Here is an 18,071-nt window from a genome sequence, read left to right as displayed (position 1 = left end):
GAATTAACCTCATACCGGATGCATGAAACGGCAATCCTGCCGGTCATAAAACCAAACGCATCCGTCCAAGGGGAAATACACATGCTGCTCAATTCAATCATTCTGGCTGCGGCCCTGCAGGCCTCACCCATCCAGCCATTGCTCGACAACGCACTGCAGGTCTCCAGCGATGCTGGATCCTATGTCACCTATTTCCACGAAGATGGCACCTACACGACCAATGTCGGAATTTCCGGCACCTGGCATGTCGAGGACGGTGAACTTTGTGTCGTGCGGGCCACCGGTGAAGCCGGCTGCGCCCCGATCGAGTCCGGCCTCGCTCTCGGTTCGAGCTGGACCGCACCCAATGCCGCAACCGGCGCGATGGTGACCTATACCATCATCGCCCGCGACTAAGCATCGCGAAACGGCGTGGAGGGGCCGACCATGCGCCGCCCCTCCCGCCTCATTCTTCCGACCTAATTCCCGAACGAACCGGCCGGCCCCGGGAAGACAACCGGCGTTTCCGATCCGTCCAGCGCCACCGCCGATACTCCGAAATAATAATTGTCGATCACGACATTCTCGAGCGTGAACGTATCGGTGAGGCCGACAAAGCGGCTCCACTGCCATTGAGGCTGGTCAGTCAGGCGCCAATAAACGCGGTAGCCGGCAAGGTTCGCGGCTTCCGGGCCATCCGCCATGTTCCAGCTCAGTGTGGTGGACGGCTGCACTGCGCCCTCAACCGTCACATTGGACGGAAATGGCGGCGCCCCCGCCATCTGGGCCATCACCGCGATATTGAGCGCGGTCAGGCGGGCGGCGTGGTCGAAATCAACACCGTCAATCGTGTCACCATAGGGGCGGCCATCCTCGCTGCGCAGGTCCTGGTGCTGTCGGTCGTAATGCTCGTTGGTCTCCATGATCCGCACACCCGGATAACCGACCGCGTTGAACGGCCGGTGATGGCCGCCGCGACCGAAACGGTCGAGCCGATAGACCATCATCACATCAAGATTGGGGATGTATTGATCGGCGGTGCGGTCCACGAAGCGGGCCAGATTGCGTGACGGGCTGTCGACCTCGCCGCCGGTGAAGCGTCGGATGCGGGCTTCCTCGGGCGTTTCCACGGCGCGGGTACCTTCGGAGAAGACGCGGGCGGTGGTATTGTTGATGACCCCGTTGATGCCGGCAATATTGCCGATCATGTCATTATTGAGCACGCCCTTGATGCGCCAGCCATTTTCGATGGCGTGGGCGGCCACGATCTGGCCCCCGAACAGGCCCTGCTCCTCACCCGACAGGCCGGCATAGATGATCGAGCCGTCAAATTCGTGCTGGCTGAGCACGCGGGCGGCCTCGATCACGCCCGCCATGCCGGAAGCATTATCATTGGCGCCCGGGCTGTCGGAGGTGCCGTCCAGCGGGTCGGTGACCCGGCTGTCGATATCGCCGGACATCATCACATAACGATCCGGGTCGATCCGGCCGCGCTGGATGGCGATCACCGAGACCACCTCGACCGGCTCGGGAATCCGCCTTTCACCGGAAATCATGTCGGAGACGTACATGACCTCCAGACAGCCGCCGCAATCTGTGGAAATGCGTTCGAACTCATCGAAAATCCAGCGCCGCGCGGCGCCGATGCCGCGCGTATCGCTCTCGGTTTCGGACAAGGTATGACGGGTCCCGAATTCGGCCAAGGTGCGGATATCGGCCTCGATCCGGTCCGCGGAGACCGCCGCGACATGGTCATGGACGGCGAGGACTTCGGATGGCGGCGCGTGCTGCTGGGCCATTGCCGGTGTGGCCAACAGGATGGCCATGGATGCGGCGGTCACGAACTTCATGCTTCCCTCCCCGGAAACGCGTAAAACAACTGACAGGATGATGGGCCAGACAGGCTGCGGGTCAAGCGCTCCGCCTGTTTTGTCCATCCGGAAACGAAAACGGCGCGCCCGATCGGGCGCGCCGTCAATTCTGGGTTCCGCTTGGGCGTCAGGGCGCCAGGATCACCTTGCCGATCGCCTTGCGGCCGGACAGGGCGTTGAAGCCTTCGATGAAGTCCTCCAGCTTGTAGGTTCCGGCAACATGCGGCTTGATCTTGCCAGCTTCGAACATCGCGAACAGCTCGTCCATATTCTGCTTGTGCGCCTTGGGCATGGCACCCGCGAAAGCACCCCAGAACACGCCGACCACACTGGCCATTTTCAGGAGGGGCAGGTTGAGTGGGAGTTTAGGGATCTCACCAGCGGCAAAACCGATGACGAGATGACGTCCACCGGGCGCAATACCGCGGAAGGCCGTTTCAGCATAATCGCCGCCGACCGGGTCATAGATCACATCGACGCCCTTGCCGCCGGTCAGCTCCTTGATCCGCGCCTTGAGGTCCTCGGTCGAGTAGTTGATCAACTCGTCAGCGCCATGGGCCTTGCACACCGCCAGTTTCTCATCGCTCGAGGCCGCTGCAATCACCTTGGCGCCCATTGCCTTGCCAAGCTCGACCGTGGCCAGGCCGACACCGCCGGCCGCGCCAAGGACCAGCAGGCTCTCGCCCGGCTTGATCTGGCCGCGTTGCTTGAGCGCGTGATAGGAGGTGCCGTAGACGATCGTCAGACCGGCGGCGGCATCAAAGGGCATTGAATCCGGGATCGGCGTCACCGAGGCGGCCGGAACGACCGCTTGCTCGGCAAAGGCCCCGACCGGCGTATTGAAGAGGACCTTGTCGCCAACCGCGAAGCCCTCGACGCCCTCGCCCAGCTCCGAAATCACACCGGCGCCTTCCGTGCCCGGCACGAAAGGCAGCGGCGGTTTGAACTGGTATTGCCCGCGCACGCAGAGCAGGTCGGGGAAGTTGAGGCCCCCGGCCTTCACGTCAATGCGGACATGGCCCGGCTGGATGGCCGGGGCGTCGATATCCTCGACGACCAGCTGGTCCTCGGGACCGAATTCCTTGCAGACAAGTGCTTTCATGGCCTTGGCCTCTCCTGTTGTTGGGGTCAGCCCAGCTTGACGCCAGCACTCGCCGCCGCCTTGGTGAGAAACTTGATGGTCTGCTCGCCGCCGGCGCCCAGCTCTTTCTGGCCGGCCTCATCGCAGATCTCGGCAAAGCGTGCGCCGACATTCTCCGGCGTCTGCTGCTCGGGCGGCAGATGGATGCCGTCGGTCTCATGGATCTTGGTAACGGCATAACCACCCGCCCCGGCGCACAATATGGTCCGGCTGGGGCATTCATCGCTGACCAAGAAGACCAGACCCGTCGACACCGATTCCGGCGTCATCAAGTCAAGCGCGGCCGGCGGGAGCAGGCCTTCGGTCATCCGGGTCGCGGCGGTCGGCGACAGGGCGTTCACCCGGATATTGTATTTGGCGCCTTCCAGATGCAGCGTGTTCATCAGGCCGACGAGGCCGAATTTGGCAGCGCCATAATTGGACTGGCCGAAATTGCCATACATGCCCGAGGAGGATGTCGTCATGGCGATGCGGCCATACTCCTGCTCGCGCATGATGTCCCAGACCGCCTTGGTGCACACTGCCGAGCCATTGAGGTGGACATCGACCACGGCGCGGAAATCATCCAGCTCCATCTTGGCGAAGGATTTGTCGCGCAGGATGCCGGCATTGTTGACCAGAATGTCGACCCGGCCCCACTTGTCCATCGCCTGGGCGACCATGTCGGCCACCTCGTCGGCCTTGGTGACATTGGCGCGGTGCGAGATCGCCTCGCCACCCGCAGCACGGATTTCCGCGGCGACATCCTCGGCGGCCGAGCCGGTGCCTGTGCCATCCAGCGACCCGCCCAGATCATTGATGACCAGCTTGGCGCCGCGTGAGGCCAGCGCCAGCGCGTGAGTACGGCCCAGCCCCTGGCCCGAGCCGGTGACAATGGCGACGCGGCCGTCAAAACGAATTTCACTCATGTCGTCTCAATTCCCTGATTGTGGTGCATGCCGGTCAGCCGACGATCTGGAGGGTCAGCCATTGCGCCATCAGCGCCGGCTTGTCCTCGCCGTCGATCTCAACCGTAACATCATATTTGAGCATCCACTGGCCCGGATTGCGTTCGACCGCCTCGGCCAGGGTGAAACGCCCGCGAATCTTCTTGCCAGAGCGAACCGGGGTGAGGAAGCGGACTTTCTCAAAGCCGTAATTGATCCCCATCACGATCCCGTCGAGCACCAATGCGGTTCCGCCAGCCAGCGAGGACAGCATGGACAGGGTCAGGAAGCCGTGCGCGATCGTGCCGCCAAACGGCGTCTGGGCGGCTTTTTCCGGGTCGATATGGATGAATTGATGATCATCGGTGACATCGGCAAAAGTGTTGATCTGGTCCTGGGTGATCTCGGTCCAGTCGGACACACCGATCTCTGTCCCGACCTTGGCGGCTAGGTCGCTTGTCTTGATAGCGGGCATCAGGCGGTCTCCCCTTGGGTCAAAAGCATTTTACGCAAGCCCGGCTTGTCGATCTTGCTGGTCCCGCCACGCGGCAAGGGGGTATCCATCAGCCAGATCCGGTCGGGGATCTTGAACGGTGCCAGGTGAGGTTTGAGGAAAGTCTTGATGTCCTCATCGGTCAGGGTCGCACCTTCCCGGGCGAGGATCGCCGCTCCGACCCGCTCGCCAAGACGTTCGTCCGGAATACCGATGACCGCCGCTTCCAGAATGTCGGGATGGTGCGCCAGCGCGCCCTCCACTTCCAGGCAGCTGACATTCTCGCCGCCGCGCAGGACCATGTCCTTGATGCGGTCAACGATGAACAGGAAACCATCCTCATCGAGGATGCCGACATCGCCGGTCTTGAACCAGCGGTCCTTGGTCAGAACGTCAGCGGTCGCCTCGGGCTGGTTGAGATAGCCGCGGAATACCGCCGGTGACTGGATCCAGACTTCGCCCGGTTCGCCGGTCGGGGTCTCGTTGCCGTTTTCATCCACCGTCTTGATAAAGGTCACGGCCGGCAGCGGCGCGCCGCATGAACCCGGCTTGGCCTGGTATTCGCCCAGTCCGTTGAACGTGCCTAGCGCATTGGTTTCGGTCAGGCCGTAGCCGGAGGACGACCAGGCCTGCGGGAAGACCTCATTGATCTTCTCGACATGGGCTTCGGGACGCTTGGCGCCACCTGTCCCCATGGACTGAAGCGTCTCGAGCACAATGCCGCGACGCTCCGCCTCCAGGGTCAACTCGTGCGACATGGTCGGCACGCCCACCATGTCGGTCAGTTTTTCCGCCTGGATGATGTCGACCGCATCACCGGCATCCCATTTGCGCATCAACGCCATCTTGCGACCGGAAAACATGGACAGCATGAAGACCGCGTGTGACCCGGTGCAATGAAAGAGCGGCAGGCAGACCAGAACGCCGGGATCGCCGTCGACGAATTCCTGGTCGCCATTGGCCAGTTTCAGGGCCGCGCCGAGCAAGGCAAAGGACAGGATGGTGGTCACCGCCCCGCGATGGGTCAGCACCGCACCCTTGGGTTTTCCCGTCGAACCCGACGTGTAGAAGATCGCGAAATCGCTGTCAGTATCGATGACGAATTCCGGCGGCGGCTTGCCGGCACTGGCGGCGACCATGGCATCAAACGTGTCGGCAACGCCATCGATCTCGCCACGACCGGCGATCAGGGTCAGGCCCAGCCGTCCGGCGTGCGGGCGTATGCGCTCGATCTGGCGGGCACCGGCGATGACGATCTTGGCACCGCAGTCTTCCAGACCGAAGGCCATCTCCTCGCTGGTCCACCAGCCATTGATCGGCACGATGACACCGCCTGCCGCGATGACACCGAGGAAACAGGCCATCCATTCAGGACAATTGCGCAAGGCCAGCGCCACCCGCGTGCCCGGCTTGACGCCATGGCGGTCGATCAGCGTGTTGGCAAAGGCCACGGATTTCGCGGCCAGGTCGGCGAAAGACCAGCGCTGGCCTTCAAAGACCACCGCGGTCTTGTCGCCATGCTCCATCGCCTTGAGCAGCAAGAAGCGCAGATCGGCCGGCGCGTTGACATAGGCCTTTTGCGTCACGCCGAGAACATCGGTCTCGGCGATGTTGAGCACCGGCTCCGCTTCGGCGACCTGCCTGGCGATCTGTTCGAGAACGGCCCGCGGCGGGGCGGGTTTACGCTGCACCATGATCAGACCTCATTGGCGTAGGGTTTGAGTTCCTTGCGACCAATGACCATGCGGTGCACGGCGTCGGGCCCGTCGGCAAAGCGCAGCGTGCGCAGGCCGGTCCACATGGCCGCCAGCGGCGTGTCCTGGGAAACCCCGGTGCCGCCATGCATCTGCATCGCCTCATCGACCGTCTCCAGGGCCACGCGGGGCGCGACAACCTTGATCTGGGAAATCCACGGCGCAGCCGCGCGCGGATCACCCTGGTCCATCATCCAGGCGGCTTTCAGGCAAAGCAGGCGCGCCTGTTCGATCGCCATGCGGCGCTCGGCAATGATGTCGTAATTTGCGCCCAGCTTGGCCAGCGGCTTGCCAAAAGCCGTCCGCGCCACCGAGCGACGGCACATCAGTTCCAGCGCCCGCTCCGCCTGGCCAATCGCACGCATGCAGTGGTGGATCCGGCCCGGCCCAAGGCGGCCTTGCGAAATCTCGAAGCCGCGACCGCGACCGAGGATGAGGCAGTCCTTGGACACGCGCACATTGGTGAAGCGGATATGCATGTGACCGTGCGGGGCATCGTCATGACCGAACACCGTCATCGGGCGCAGGATCTCGATACCGGGCAGATCGCTGTCGATCAGGAATTGCGAGTGGCGCCCATGGCGCGGCGCGTCATCGCCTTCGGTGCGGGTCATCAACACATAAACGGCGCAGCGCGGATCACCGGCGCCCGAGGCCCAGTATTTCTCGCCATTGAGCACCCATTCATCACCATCCGCGACGGCGGAGAAGGCGATATTGGTGGCGTCCGAGGAGGCCACATCCGGCTCGGTCATCAGATAGGCTGAACGCATTTTGCCTTCGAGGAGAGGCTCGAGATATTTCTTCTTTTGCTCGGCATTTCCGTAGCGCTCGATGACTTCCATATTGCCGGTGTCAGGCGCGGAACAGTTGAAGGTTTCGGCGGCCAGTTGCGACCAGCCCATCTCCTCGGCAAGGAAGGCGTATTCAACAGTCGAGAGACCGTAACCGCGATCCGAACCGGTGAGCCAGAAATTCCACAGGCCGCGCTTGCGGGCCTCGGCTTTCAGGCTCTCAAGGATTTCAGTCTGCCGCTCGGTAAAGGCAAAACGGTTACCGGCCTTGCCGATTTCCGCATGGTATTCGGCCTCAACCGGCATGACGACGTCGCGCACCATGGCGCGGACCTGCTCGATGAGCGGCTTGACCCGCTCGGACATACCCAGATCCATGTTTCTCCCCTTGATCTCTCTACCGTTGTGTCTGTTCTGATTATGCTTTTACATGTTGGTCTAAACCGGTCGGCCACGAGCGCCCATCATCATGCGACGGAATTTCCGCATCCCGCCAATCCAGCGGTCGCGCTCATTGGCCCGGGCCCGCTCATAGGCCGGGACACTGTCATGTGGTAGCGCCAGGAAGCGCTTCTCTGCGATCGCTGCGAGCGTCTCGGCCGCGACATCGGACGGCTCAACGATACCATCAGCGCCGGCAATGCCGCCATCCTCGCTACCGCCCAGCATGTCTGTGCGGACCGCCTGCGGGCACACGCACACGACTTGCAGCCCTTCATCACCATGCCCGATTGCCAGGCTCTCGGCAAAGGAGACAGCGGCATGTTTGGAGGCGGTGTAGGAGGAGGCTCCGATCTGGGCCAGCAGGCCGGCGGCCGACGCCACCAGAACAAACACGCCGCCGCCCTGCGCCTTCATGCGCGGCCAGACCTGGCGGGCCCCACGAACGGCGCCCATCACATTGACCTCGAAACTGTCCTGCCAGGCCTTGTCATCAGCGCCAGCCGCATCCCAGCTCGGTTCATCGGTGCGCAATATGCCGGCATTGGAAACATAGACCGCGACCGGCCCCAACTCAGCCTCGACCTTGTCGAGAAAGGCCGCGATCTCGACCTCCTTGGTGACATCGACTTTCATGCCGATGCCGCCGAACTGCGCCGCTGCCTGTTCGGCCCCGTCCAGATCGGCGAGCGCGATTTGGGCGCCCTGGGCGTGGAAGGCCTGCGCCATCGCCAAGCCAATGCCGCGGGCGCCGCCGGTGATCGCGACCACCTTGCCTTGGTAATCCATGATGTTTCCTCCTCCGCGAACCTCGCGGATCAGTATTGCCGCATGCGGGCGAATTTCTCGGCGTGATAGTTGGCGTCACCATAGAGCGCCTCGGCCACCCGGATCCGCTTCATGAAGAAGCCGATATCGAACTCGTCCGTCATGCCCATCCCGCCATGCATCTGCACGCCTTCCTGGGCAGCCAGCTGGGCGACCTGACCGAGCTTGGCCTTGGCCGCTGACACCATCATCGCGGCATGCTCCGGCGCGGCGTCGAGGGTCTGCAGGGCTTTCAGCACGATCGACTTGCCAAGCTCGACTTCGGAGTAAAGATGCGCGGCGCGATGCTGCAGCGCCTGGAAGGTGCCGATGATCTGGCCGAACTGCTTGCGCTCCTTGAGGTAGCCCACCGTGCTTTCAAGGCATTGCTGGGCCGAGCCGGACATTTCGGCCGACAGGCCGACGCGACCGGCATCGAGCACGGCTTCCAGTGCCGCAAGCCCGCCATCGACCTCGCCCAGCACGGCATCGGCGGTCACATCGACACCGTCCAGGGTGACAGTCGCGAAATTGCGGCTGTCGACGGTCTTGATACGGTCCACCGCCAACCCGGCGGCATCCATGGGCACCAGGAAGAGCGAGATACCCTCGGCCTCGCTTTCACTGCCGGCGGTGCGTGCCGAGACAATCATCATGTCGGCGACATGCCCCTCGGCGACAAAGCTTTTCTTGCCGTTCAGCTTGAACCCATTGCCGGAACGTTCTGCCGTCGTCGTGACGCTGGACGGGTTGTGCTTGCGGCCTTCGTCGACGGCGATTGCCGTGATGGCTTCGCCGGCAGCAATGCGCGGCAACCATTCACCCTTCTGGCCGTCAGACCCGAAACGCGACAGCGCCGTGGCGCCCATGACCGCGGTCGACAGGAAGGGCGAGGCGGTCAGCGTGCGGCCCATCTCCTCGGCAATGACGCCAGCTGCGACATAACCCATTTCAACGCCGCCCTGGTCTTCAGGCACCAAGACGCTGGTCCAGCCCATCTCGGCCATTGCGGCCCAGGTCTTGCGGTCGAACCCGTCCGCATTGTCGGTGTCACGCAGCTTGCGCAATTGCGCCACCGGCGCGCTGTCCGCGAGAAATCCGCGGGCGGCATCCTTGAGCATGCCGGCTTCTTCATTGAGCACCATGGCCATGATGGTCTCTCCCCTTTGGTGCGTCTCTTAAGCGGACGGCAATTCGAGAATGCGTTTGGAAATGATGTTGAGCTGGACCTCGGACGTGCCGCCCTCGATCGAATTGCCCTTGGTGCGCAGCCAATTGGCCGCAACATCATCATCGACGCCCCATTCCAGACCGTCCTGACCGACACTGTCCATCATCAGTTCAAGTCGGCGTTTGTTGAGCTCGGTACCGTAGTATTTCAGGACCGAGGAATTGGCGCCCATGCCCTGCCCGGCCTTGGCCTCGTCGGCCACGCGTTCCATCGTCGACATGAAGGCCAGACCATCGATCTCGAGACGCACGATATCCGTCCGCAACAGCGGGTCAGCCAGACGTCCGTGCTCGTCCTTGCCGAGCATCTGGACAGCGACATCGCCGGCCGGGCGCATGGCGCCTGATCCCATGCCACCGATCATTTCGCGCTCATGGGTCAAGAGATATTTGGCGACCGTCCAGCCCTTGTTGAGTTCGCCGACCACATTGTGCTTCTCGGCTCGTGCGTCGTCGAAAAAGGTCTCGCAGAAGGGTGATTTTCCGGAGATCAGCTTGATCGGCTTGGTGGTGACCCCCGGCTGATCCATGTCGACCAGGATGAAGGAAATGCCTTCATGCTTCTTGGCCTCGAAATCGGTACGCACGAGGGCAAAAATCCAATCAGCCTGATCGGCATAGGAGGTCCAGATTTTCTGACCATTGATCAGGTAATGGTCGCCCTTGTCCTCGCACTTGGTCATCAGCGCAGCGAGGTCGGACCCGGCATTCGGCTCGGAATAGCCCTGGGCCCAGCGGATTTCCCCGCGCGCGATCTTGGGCAGATGCTCCAGTTTTTGCTCATGGGTGCCGTATTTCAACAGAGCCGGTCCAAGCATCCAGATGCCGAAGGATTGCAGCGGCGAACGCGCCTTGATGCGCTGCATCTCCTGACGCAACACCTTGGCTTCAGCCTTGTCGAGACCACCGCCGCCATACTCGGTCGGCCATTCCGGCACCGTCCATCCCTTGGACGCCATCCGGTCGAGCCACAGTTGTTGCGGTTCGGAGTATTTGGTCTTCTTGCCACCCCAGACAGCGTCGTTCTCGCTCGCCATGGGCCGGCGCATTTCCGCCGGGCAATTGGCGTCCAGCCAGTCACGGACTTCTTCGCGGAAGCTTTCCAGATCGGACATGATCTCCCCTTTATAACCGTTATCGAGCATTCGGTATGATGCACTTGCGAAGACGCTAGCGCCGAACCGGGGACAGGTCCATGGCCGAAAGCGGCGATTTCAGTGAAAACGCGGCATGCGTGAACGCATGAAAAAGCCCCGACCGGATGGTCGGGGCTTTGGGTGCCGTGCAGCCGTGAGCCGGGATGATCACGCAAATTGCGGCGCGATCTCCAGATTGCGAGCCAGGCCGAGGCGGCGCATCACCAGAAGCGCGGTCCCGTTATAGTCGACGACCCGGTTCCAGAAGCCCTTCTTGGGCAAATGAAGGGCCGAGCGCGGGAAATCATGATGATGGTCGTGCAGGGCCTCGCCGCCGGTCAGCAGGGCCAGCAGATAATCGAACCATTTCGGCGTCTTCATGTGACCGAACACATTCACGCCCAGCGTGGTGGCGTGAAATTGCAGGCCGCGACCGATGATCACACTGGCGTGGATCAGGGCGGTCAGGATCAGCGATCCGCCGCTCAGCGCGACGATCAGATAGATCACGGCCGGAATGGCAAAATGCATGACCAGCGACAGGGTGATGTGGAAGCGGTCCGCGAAATGAACGACCGGATTGTCCTTCAGCCACATCGGCATGGGACGCGCCAGGTCCTTTTCGTCGCGCCACAGGATCCACCCAACCCAGGCCCAGACCTTGGACTCGAACGGATTGTGCGGATCACCCGGCTTGTCGGCAAAGCGGTGATGTTGGGAGTGATAATTGACCCAATCCTTCAATGTGCCCTGCATCGCCAGGATACAATTGATCATGATGATGACCTGGCCCGGCCATTTGATCTCGCCGGCCCGGTGCTGCCAGATCCGGTGCAGCGGCCCGATCCCCATATTGCACAGGAAGATGGTCAGCGCGGTGACGCCAAAGCAAAGCGGCGCATACCACCAGCGCAGGGTCAGCCCGCCGAGGGCGAGTCCGAGGACGATCATGGTGGTAAGCAGCGCAATGCCGAGCGCCGGATAGATGATAGCCGAAAACGCGCTCGCCCAATTGAGCGTACGCCAGGATCGCAGGATCGCTTCGGAACGCGCCAGAATGCGGGATTCAAGGGTCATGAAGGGACACTCTCTAAAAAACAAAAGAACCGGTACGGAGCTGACTCGGAGTTTCAGCCGTCCCGCACCTCTCGTCAAACACTCATTGTATGGACTGCGCCTCCCCGGTCTCGCCAGTCATAAGGGAATAACAATCAACCGGCTCGAGCGGTAACTCGACGGTAAAACTTGCACCGACACCACATTCACCATCGGCCCGAATCGTACCGCCATGACGCTCGACAATGCGTTGACACAAGGCCAGGCCGACACCCGTACCGGGATAGGCATCACGCGCATGCAGGCGCCGGAACACTTCGAATATCCGGCCGGCATGCTTGCGCTCGAAGCCGATACCATTGTCGCTGACGACGATCCGGCAGCAATTCGTTGCCGCCTGGACGCCGATATCAACCACCGGCTTCCGCGTGTTGTCCCGGTATTTCAGGGCATTGCCGATCAGGTTGACGAATAGCTGGCGCATCAACACCCGATCACCCTTGATGACGGCATCTACAGGATAGTTGATCGTGGCGTGGCAGTCGGTGATCGCCATTTCAAGGTCCGCCATGACCTCCTCGATCAACGTCGCCAGAGACAAGTCCTCCAGCTTCAACGCGACATGGGACGAGCGCGAATACTGCAACAGGTCGGCGATCAGTTGCTGCATGCGCTGCGATGCATCGACCATCTGGGTGACCATCTTGGTCCCGCGTGCATCGAGCACCTCGCTGTAATCTCGCGCCAGGAGACCGCCATAGGTCGAGACTTTGCGCAGGGGCTCCTGAAGGTCATGCGAAGCGACCGAGGCAAAGCGTTCCAGCTGCACATTGGTGCGTTTCAGTTCCACCGTCTGATGACGCAATTTCTGTTCATCGGCCCGCTGCACGGTGACATCCTGAATGACGCTGAATGTCCGCACATTGCGCCCGTCCGCTTCCCGCACGGCCCGGATCCACACGTGGACCAGGCGTTCATCGCCGTCACTCTTTCGCACAAACCGAAAGGTCTCCGACGCCAGATGACCGCTTTCCAACGCGTCTTCGACAAAGACACGTGCGGTCGAGGCCTCATCCCGGTGCACGCATGACAGGAGATTGTCGAAAGAGAGTTCGAACCGGGCCCGATCGAGACCAAGTATGTCATAAACTTCATCGCTCGCCGTCCCCAGTCCGGCCTCGGGGCTGATCTCGATATAGCCAATCTGCGCCGCTTTCCCGGCCATTTCGAGCAGGCGCAGGCGATCACTCGCCCGCATTTCGACATTCTTCCGCTCGGTAATGTCATCAATGGAACCAGCCATACGCAAGGCTTGGCCACCGCGCGCCCAAGCGGCCTGCCCACGCGCCTGAACCCACACATAATGGCCGTGTTCATGCCGCCACCGGTACTCGATCGCGAACGGTTTCCGCTGCGAAAGATGGTCATTGATAGCCAACATCACCCGGTCGACATCCGCAGGATGCAGGCGATCCGCAAAATCGTCGAATACAGGCTGGAAATCCGGATCGGTGATCCCGGCAAGCTCCATGAAGCGGGGCGACCAGAACACCGCGTCGGTTCGCACATCCCATTCCCACAGGCCGACGCTGGCTCCTTTCACTGCGAGCGAGAAGCGGCGATCCGCCTGGCGCAAGGCGAGTCGGTGACTGACCAAGGCTCCGGCGGTTTCCAGCACGGCCACCTCCTCCGGTGACCAAGGCTTGTCGCGCGCTTCCGGTCCGGTCAGGTTCAACGTGCCGTAGACCACACCATCGACGAACAGGCGCACGCCGAGATAGGTCTCCAGCCCCAAGTTCCGATAAAATGGATGGTCCGCGAACAGGCTGTCGGAGGCCCGGTCGACATAGATCGGCTGTTCAAGCGCAATCACGCGTTCACAATAGGTCTCGCAGAGGTCAAAGACTTGACCGACGACCACGGCGTTGTTCACGTCGCGGACGAATTCCACCTCGTAGCGACCATCTTCGATCTGGGAAATAATGGCGAGCGGCAGACGGAAATATTGCGCCACGGTATCCAGCAACTGGTCGATACAGGCATCATGGCCACCCTCGCCCGTCGTGCTGATTTGCACCAGCTGCAACAGGATTTCTTGCGTCGACGCCCAACAACCGGCGCGCGCTGATTTTGTCAGCTTGTCCATACATTCCAAAACGGGAGACCGGCGCCCCAAATTTGCCAGCCAACCCTGCCTCGCCCAGTGCCCACAGGGTAAACGCCCATCTGCACCGGCACAAGCAACCATACCGGGCAGCAAGACGGCACAATGCCGCAAATTTTCGCAGACTTATCGATAGTCGGGATGGACCTCGCGCCGATATTACGTTTTCGTAACGATACTTGCTAATCGATTCATCGCTGGGGAGCTGTGGATGAAAACGACTGCAATCATCTTGGGTGGAGCGCTTGCCGTTTCATTATTGGCGGTGAATTGCCCGCAATCAGTCCGTACGGCCGTGACCGAACGGACCCAAATTCCGGACCATGTATACGAAGAAGCCGAGCGCCAGCTCGACGTTTTCGTCTCCTGGGCTCGCAATGACGCCAATGTGCCGCAGATGGCACCCCGCGAATTGCCGGCCTCCTAGGGTTCGATCTCATCGCCGGATAATGCTGCGGCCTCGCCGTCGGCAAGAGCCGCTGCAATCCGCGCCTCGACCATGCCGCGATAGGCGGCATCAGGCGCGGCACTGTCCAGGATCGCCTGCCAGCTCGCCAGCGCGGCCTCGCGATCTCCGTCCTGATAAACGGCCTCCGCCATGAAAAAACGGGCCCGCACGTCGAGCGGATCAATGTCCAGCGCCCGGGCAAAGGCCTCACGCGCGGCGGCACTCATTATGCCACCGGTTTCAAACAGGCGCGCCTGACCGAGCGCGGCAAACAGGAACGCCGAACCCGGCTCCCAATTGATCGCCGTTTCAAAGGCGGTCGCCGCATCGCCATACCGCCCCATCCGCAAATAAGCCTGACCGAGAACCGCCCAGCCCTGCGGATTGTCGGGACGCTCCGCGAGTTCGTTGCGAAGATTTTCCAGCTCCGCCATGACGGCCTGCGCCTCGGGCGGCAGCTCTGGCGCCCGGGCCGGGGTCATGCCGACGAGGAAGGGGCTGCCGATCAACATATATATGATCACCGCCAGGATGACGCTGACACCAGCCCCGCCCACCAGGCCGTGCCGCAGCCATTTCGACGCCGGTGCCGGCGGCGCCAACGCGGCCGCATCCCCTGTCCCGGCCTGACTCATACGGCGCCGGATATCGAGTTCGGCCTGGCGGGCCGCGTCCTCGTCGATAAAGCCCAGCTCGCGGTCCCGCGCCAACTCAGCCAGCTGGCCGTCGAACACCGCGCGGCCATCCGACACATCGCCGCGGACACCGCGCATGACGGGCAGGACCAACACCAGCGCCACCAGGCTGGCCAACGCGGCAATCAGGAACCAGATCATGACTGCCCCTCCTCCTCGCGCAGCCGCGCCAACTCGGCTTCCTCATCCGGGTTCAGCGCCGGCGCCGCGCGGTCCGACTGGCCACGGACGAACAGGATGATCAGCACCGCGCCGCCAGCAAAGGCGATCACCGGGAAGAACCACAGCAAAATGGTATTGCCCTGCAGCGGCGGCATCATCAGCACATAATCGCCATAACGGGTCTGCAACCAGGCGCGTACCTCTGCATCGCTATCGCCGGCCAGCAGGCGTTCGCGCACAACGGCGCGCATGTCGGCGGCCAACGGCGCATTGCTCTCGTCAATGCTCTGACTTTGACAGACCACACAGCGAAGCTGGCGATACAGGGCGCGCGCACGCACTTCCAGTTCCTCGTCCTGCAGGCGTTCATCCGGCTCCGGAGCCGCCATGGCGACCGGTGCCGCGAGCAGGAGTGCCGGCAGGAGAAAGAGAAGGAAAAGGCGGGCCAATTGTCTCATTCCGCTTCCAGGGCCTCGATACGGGGCAGGAGGACATCGCGCCAGACGGTCTCGTCAATGATGCCGACATGGTGGAAACGCACCCGCCCCTCACGGTCGACCAGGAAACTTTCCGGCGCGCCAGTGATCCCGAGATCGATCGCCAACCGCCCCTGGGCATCATCGCCGACACGTTGGTAGGGATTGCCATGCCGGGCCAGCCAGGCCGCTCCATCGCCGGGCCGGTCGCGCCAGTCGACGCCATAGATCGGCACCCGTCCCGAGCGGCTGATCTGCATCAGCATCGGATGCTCGATTTCGCAGGGCGGGCACCAGGAGCCGAACACGTTGAGCAGCGAGACATGCCCCGCCAGATCGCTACTCGCCAGACCCGGTTCGCCATCGGCAATGCCGGGCAGATCGAACACCGGCAGCGGTCGGTCGATCATCTGGCTGGGGATGGCCGAAGGATCCTCGCGCAGGCCGAGGCCGAAATAGACACCCATCACCAAGAAGATGGCCAATGGCAGAAAGAGGAAGACGCGGTTCATTCGGCCGGCTCCGGACGGGCTTGTGCCTCGCGCGGCTGTTTGCGAACCGCCAGAGCCCGGCGGCCGCGGTCGGAAATCGACAACAATCCACCCAGACCCAGAATACCCGAGCCGATCCACAGCCAGATCGCAAACGGGTAGATATAGACGAAGACCGGCCAGCCGCGGTCCGGATTGGGTTGACCGATAGTGACGTAGATATCGCCCGTCAGGCGGGCATGAATGGCCGACTCGGTCGTCGCCATGCCGCGCACCAGGTACAAGCGCCGTTCAGCCGTCAGATTGCTGACCACCTGCTGGTCGCGCCGCGCCGTCAGATATCCGCGCTCGGCGACATAATTGGGCCCTTCGATCTGCTCGACATCATCGAGTGTGAGGGTGAGTTGGCGGATATCGAGATGCTGGCCCGGCATCAAAAAGGCACTCGTCTCCTGTTTCCAGGCGCTGACACCCGTGATGGCGAAGACCACCACGGCGACCCCGAAATGGGCCACAGCCATGCCCCAAATACCCAGCGGAAGGCGGGCCGCCCGCGCCAGCGAGGCCTTGAAGTCGATCTGGAACAGCTTGCAACGCTTGGCCAGATCGATCAGCACGCCGAGCGCGATCCAGATCGCCAATGCCGTGCCCAGCGCGCCGGCCAACAAGCCCCGGTCGGCGATCCAGAAGGCCGCAAGTCCGCCGACAAGCGCGGCAATGGCGGCAGGCGCGAGGTCCTTGAGGACCGGCGTAAGGCGGCCACGCTTCCAGGCGAGCAGGCCGGATATCGGCACCAGCACCAATAACGCCCCGATGAAAGGGTTGAAGGTATTGTTGTAAAACGGCGCCCCGATGGTCACCGTCTCATCGCTCACCGTGGTGATGAAGAGCGGATAGAAAGTCCCGAAAAAGACCAGACCGCAGGCGACAACGAGAACGAGGTTGTTGATCAGCAACGTGCTCTCACGACTGATCGCGGAAAACACGCCGGTCGGCTTGAGCAGCCCCGCCCGCAGGCCATAGATCAGCAGCGACCCGCCGATCAGGGCGATCAGGATGGCCAGGATGAAAACACCGCGTTCCGGATCGACGGCAAAAGCGTGGACCGAGGTCAAGACGCCGGATCGGACCAGGAATGTCCCCGCCATCGACAGGGCAAAGGTCAACAGTGCCAGCAGGATGCTCCAGGCCTTCAGCGTATCGCGCTTTTCCATCACCCGCAGCGAGTGGATGAAGGCGGTCCCCGCCAGCCAAGGCATCAGGGAGGCATTCTCGACCGGGTCCCAGGCCCACCAGCCGCCCCAGCCCAGCTCGTAATAGGCCCAGCTGGCACCCAGCGCGATGCCGATGGTGAGGAAGGTCCAGGCGGCCAGCGCCCAGGGTCGCACGATCCGCGCCCAGCGAGCATCGACCCGGCCGTCAATCAGGGCTGCCAGCGCAAAGGAGAAGGTGATCGAGAAACCGACATAGCCCGCATAGAGCATGGGCGGATGCGAGGCGAGACCGGGGTCCTGCAGAAGCGGGTTGAGGTCCTGGCCATTCTCCGGCCCCGGCCACAGGCGGGCAAACGGGTTGGAGGTGAAGAGCAGGAAGGCCGTGAAAGCCGCCGTGATCAGTGATTGGACTGCAAAGGTCAGCGAGATCAACCGCGCCTCGACCGGCTTGGCCGACCAGGCCAGCGCCGCAGTATAGGCCGTCAGGATCAGCACCCACAGCAGCATCGAGCCCTCATGATTGCCCCAAACGCCGGTCAGCTTGTAGAGGAAGGGCTTGTCGGTGTGCGAATTCTCGGCCACCACCAGCGCCGTGAAGTCCGACATCGCGAACAGCGCCGTCAGGCAGGCAAAGGCCGCCAGAACCAGCACAAACTGCGCAATGGCGCCCGTGCGCGCAAACCCATGCACCACAGCATCGCCCGTCCGCAGCCCGGCGAAGATGGCGACGGATTGGAAGAGCGCGACCACAAAGGCCAGGATGAGGGCAAATTGCCCGAGTTCAGCAATCATG

Annotated in this window: 17 protein-coding genes; 2 read left to right on the top strand and 15 right to left on the bottom strand. The window is 62.4% G+C overall.

The features are described 5' to 3' along the window. The first annotated feature begins 81 nt into the window (after positions 1 to 81). Positions 82 to 396 carry a hypothetical protein gene (locus tag AWH62_RS06925; RefSeq protein ID WP_075189748.1) on the top strand — a complete coding sequence of 105 codons (315 nt, stop codon included), beginning with the start codon at positions 82 to 84 and terminating at the stop codon, positions 394 to 396. A 62-nt stretch (positions 397 to 458) separates the two neighbouring features. Here AWH62_RS06925 and AWH62_RS06920 read toward each other — a convergent pair whose 3' ends face one another. The 11 genes from AWH62_RS06920 to AWH62_RS06870 all read right to left on the bottom strand — a co-directional run bounded on the left by AWH62_RS06920 (position 459) and on the right by AWH62_RS06870 (position 13,774). Continuing rightward, complete coding sequence (locus AWH62_RS06920; protein WP_075189747.1) at positions 459 to 1,829, bottom strand: M28 family metallopeptidase; 1,371 nt, start codon at positions 1,827 to 1,829, stop codon at positions 459 to 461. Positions 1,830 to 1,977: 148 nt separating this feature from the next. Further along, on the bottom strand, positions 1,978 to 2,952 hold the full coding sequence (locus AWH62_RS06915; protein ID WP_075189746.1) for an NADPH:quinone oxidoreductase family protein: 975 nt from the start codon (positions 2,950 to 2,952) through the stop codon (positions 1,978 to 1,980). Between the two features lie 26 nt (positions 2,953 to 2,978). After that, positions 2,979 to 3,899, bottom strand: coding sequence for an SDR family NAD(P)-dependent oxidoreductase (locus tag AWH62_RS06910; protein ID WP_075189745.1), 921 nt, complete (start codon positions 3,897 to 3,899; stop codon positions 2,979 to 2,981). 34 nt (positions 3,900 to 3,933) lie between these two features. Further along, positions 3,934 to 4,392: a MaoC family dehydratase gene (locus AWH62_RS06905; RefSeq protein WP_075189744.1), complete on the bottom strand. Its 459-nt coding sequence runs from the start codon at positions 4,390 to 4,392 to the stop codon at positions 3,934 to 3,936. Beyond that, positions 4,392 to 6,104 (bottom strand): class I adenylate-forming enzyme family protein, encoded by a 1,713-nt coding sequence (locus AWH62_RS06900; protein WP_083635060.1) that lies wholly within the window; start codon positions 6,102 to 6,104, stop codon positions 4,392 to 4,394. The genes AWH62_RS06905 and AWH62_RS06900 overlap by 1 nt, the downstream gene beginning before the upstream one ends. 2 nt (positions 6,105 to 6,106) lie before the next feature. After that, positions 6,107 to 7,336, bottom strand: coding sequence for an acyl-CoA dehydrogenase family protein (locus AWH62_RS06895; protein WP_075189743.1), 1,230 nt, complete (start codon positions 7,334 to 7,336; stop codon positions 6,107 to 6,109). A 60-nt stretch (positions 7,337 to 7,396) separates the two neighbouring features. After that, positions 7,397 to 8,188 carry an SDR family oxidoreductase gene (locus AWH62_RS06890; RefSeq protein ID WP_075189742.1) on the bottom strand — a complete coding sequence of 264 codons (792 nt, stop codon included), beginning with the start codon at positions 8,186 to 8,188 and terminating at the stop codon, positions 7,397 to 7,399. Positions 8,189 to 8,217: 29 nt separating this feature from the next. Then, positions 8,218 to 9,357 (bottom strand): acyl-CoA dehydrogenase family protein, encoded by a 1,140-nt coding sequence (locus tag AWH62_RS06885; RefSeq protein ID WP_075189741.1) that lies wholly within the window; start codon positions 9,355 to 9,357, stop codon positions 8,218 to 8,220. A 27-nt stretch (positions 9,358 to 9,384) separates the two neighbouring features. Beyond that, positions 9,385 to 10,551: an acyl-CoA dehydrogenase family protein gene (locus tag AWH62_RS06880; protein ID WP_075189926.1), complete on the bottom strand. Its 1,167-nt coding sequence runs from the start codon at positions 10,549 to 10,551 to the stop codon at positions 9,385 to 9,387. Between the two features lie 189 nt (positions 10,552 to 10,740). Continuing rightward, entirely contained in the window at positions 10,741 to 11,649 is a 909-nt protein-coding gene (locus AWH62_RS06875) for an acyl-CoA desaturase (protein WP_075189740.1), read from the bottom strand. A gap of 82 nt (positions 11,650 to 11,731) precedes the next feature. Further along, on the bottom strand, positions 11,732 to 13,774 hold the full coding sequence (locus tag AWH62_RS06870) for a PAS domain-containing protein (RefSeq protein WP_075189739.1): 2,043 nt from the start codon (positions 13,772 to 13,774) through the stop codon (positions 11,732 to 11,734). 229 nt (positions 13,775 to 14,003) lie between these two features. Here AWH62_RS06870 and AWH62_RS16805 point away from each other — a divergent pair, with 229 nt between their 5' ends. Beyond that, positions 14,004 to 14,219, top strand: coding sequence for a hypothetical protein (locus AWH62_RS16805; RefSeq protein WP_143742968.1), 216 nt, complete (start codon positions 14,004 to 14,006; stop codon positions 14,217 to 14,219). Here the strand turns inward: AWH62_RS16805 and ccmI are convergent. Genes ccmI through AWH62_RS06850 form a run of 4 tightly spaced genes read right to left on the bottom strand, consistent with a single transcriptional unit; the run spans position 14,216 to position 18,070 of the window. Next, the gene (gene ccmI / locus AWH62_RS06865; RefSeq protein ID WP_075189738.1) at positions 14,216 to 15,076 is read right to left on the bottom strand and encodes a c-type cytochrome biogenesis protein CcmI; all 861 of its coding nucleotides are present in this window, start codon (positions 15,074 to 15,076) and stop codon (positions 14,216 to 14,218) included. The genes AWH62_RS16805 and ccmI overlap by 4 nt on opposite strands. Beyond that, on the bottom strand, positions 15,073 to 15,555 hold the full coding sequence (locus tag AWH62_RS06860; RefSeq protein ID WP_075189737.1) for a cytochrome c-type biogenesis protein: 483 nt from the start codon (positions 15,553 to 15,555) through the stop codon (positions 15,073 to 15,075). Before AWH62_RS06860 ends, ccmI begins: the two co-directional genes overlap by 4 nt. Then, a complete protein-coding gene (locus AWH62_RS06855) occupies positions 15,552 to 16,085 on the bottom strand; it encodes a DsbE family thiol:disulfide interchange protein (RefSeq protein WP_075189736.1) in 534 nt (177 codons plus the stop codon). The genes AWH62_RS06860 and AWH62_RS06855 overlap by 4 nt, the downstream gene beginning before the upstream one ends. After that, a complete protein-coding gene (locus tag AWH62_RS06850; protein WP_075189735.1) occupies positions 16,082 to 18,070 on the bottom strand; it encodes a heme lyase CcmF/NrfE family subunit in 1,989 nt (662 codons plus the stop codon). The genes AWH62_RS06855 and AWH62_RS06850 overlap by 4 nt, the downstream gene beginning before the upstream one ends. Between the last annotated feature and the right edge of the window lies 1 nt (position 18,071).

The organism is Maricaulis sp. W15, assembly GCF_001924955.1.
GTDB classification, from domain to species: Bacteria; Pseudomonadota; Alphaproteobacteria; order Caulobacterales; family Maricaulaceae; genus Maricaulis; species Maricaulis maris.
Note: the sequence above shows the minus strand (reverse complement) of the source record. Positions and strands in the feature narration are given on the sequence as shown.

Excerpts from the sequence above, each read along its gene's own strand:
- AWH62_RS06925 (WP_075189748.1), top strand. The coding sequence starts at position 82 with ATGCTGCTCAATTCAATCATTCTGGCTGCGGCCCTGCAGGCCTCACCC.
- AWH62_RS06920 (WP_075189747.1), bottom strand. The coding sequence starts at position 1,829 with ATGAAGTTCGTGACCGCCGCATCCATGGCCATCCTGTTGGCCACACCG.
- AWH62_RS06915 (WP_075189746.1), bottom strand. The coding sequence starts at position 2,952 with ATGAAAGCACTTGTCTGCAAGGAATTCGGTCCCGAGGACCAGCTGGTC.
- AWH62_RS06910 (WP_075189745.1), bottom strand. The coding sequence starts at position 3,899 with ATGAGTGAAATTCGTTTTGACGGCCGCGTCGCCATTGTCACCGGCTCG.
- AWH62_RS06905 (WP_075189744.1), bottom strand. The coding sequence starts at position 4,392 with ATGCCCGCTATCAAGACAAGCGACCTAGCCGCCAAGGTCGGGACAGAG.
- AWH62_RS06900 (WP_083635060.1), bottom strand. The coding sequence starts at position 6,104 with ATGGTGCAGCGTAAACCCGCCCCGCCGCGGGCCGTTCTCGAACAGATC.
- AWH62_RS06895 (WP_075189743.1), bottom strand. The coding sequence starts at position 7,336 with ATGGATCTGGGTATGTCCGAGCGGGTCAAGCCGCTCATCGAGCAGGTC.
- AWH62_RS06890 (WP_075189742.1), bottom strand. The coding sequence starts at position 8,188 with ATGGATTACCAAGGCAAGGTGGTCGCGATCACCGGCGGCGCCCGCGGC.
- AWH62_RS06885 (WP_075189741.1), bottom strand. The coding sequence starts at position 9,357 with ATGGCCATGGTGCTCAATGAAGAAGCCGGCATGCTCAAGGATGCCGCC.
- AWH62_RS06880 (WP_075189926.1), bottom strand. The coding sequence starts at position 10,551 with ATGTCCGATCTGGAAAGCTTCCGCGAAGAAGTCCGTGACTGGCTGGAC.
- AWH62_RS06875 (WP_075189740.1), bottom strand. The coding sequence starts at position 11,649 with ATGACCCTTGAATCCCGCATTCTGGCGCGTTCCGAAGCGATCCTGCGA.
- AWH62_RS06870 (WP_075189739.1), bottom strand. The coding sequence starts at position 13,774 with ATGGACAAGCTGACAAAATCAGCGCGCGCCGGTTGTTGGGCGTCGACG.
- AWH62_RS16805 (WP_143742968.1), top strand. The coding sequence starts at position 14,004 with ATGAAAACGACTGCAATCATCTTGGGTGGAGCGCTTGCCGTTTCATTA.
- ccmI (WP_075189738.1), bottom strand. The coding sequence starts at position 15,076 with ATGATCTGGTTCCTGATTGCCGCGTTGGCCAGCCTGGTGGCGCTGGTG.
- AWH62_RS06860 (WP_075189737.1), bottom strand. The coding sequence starts at position 15,555 with ATGAGACAATTGGCCCGCCTTTTCCTTCTCTTTCTCCTGCCGGCACTC.
- AWH62_RS06855 (WP_075189736.1), bottom strand. The coding sequence starts at position 16,085 with ATGAACCGCGTCTTCCTCTTTCTGCCATTGGCCATCTTCTTGGTGATG.
- AWH62_RS06850 (WP_075189735.1), bottom strand. The coding sequence starts at position 18,070 with ATGATTGCTGAACTCGGGCAATTTGCCCTCATCCTGGCCTTTGTGGTC.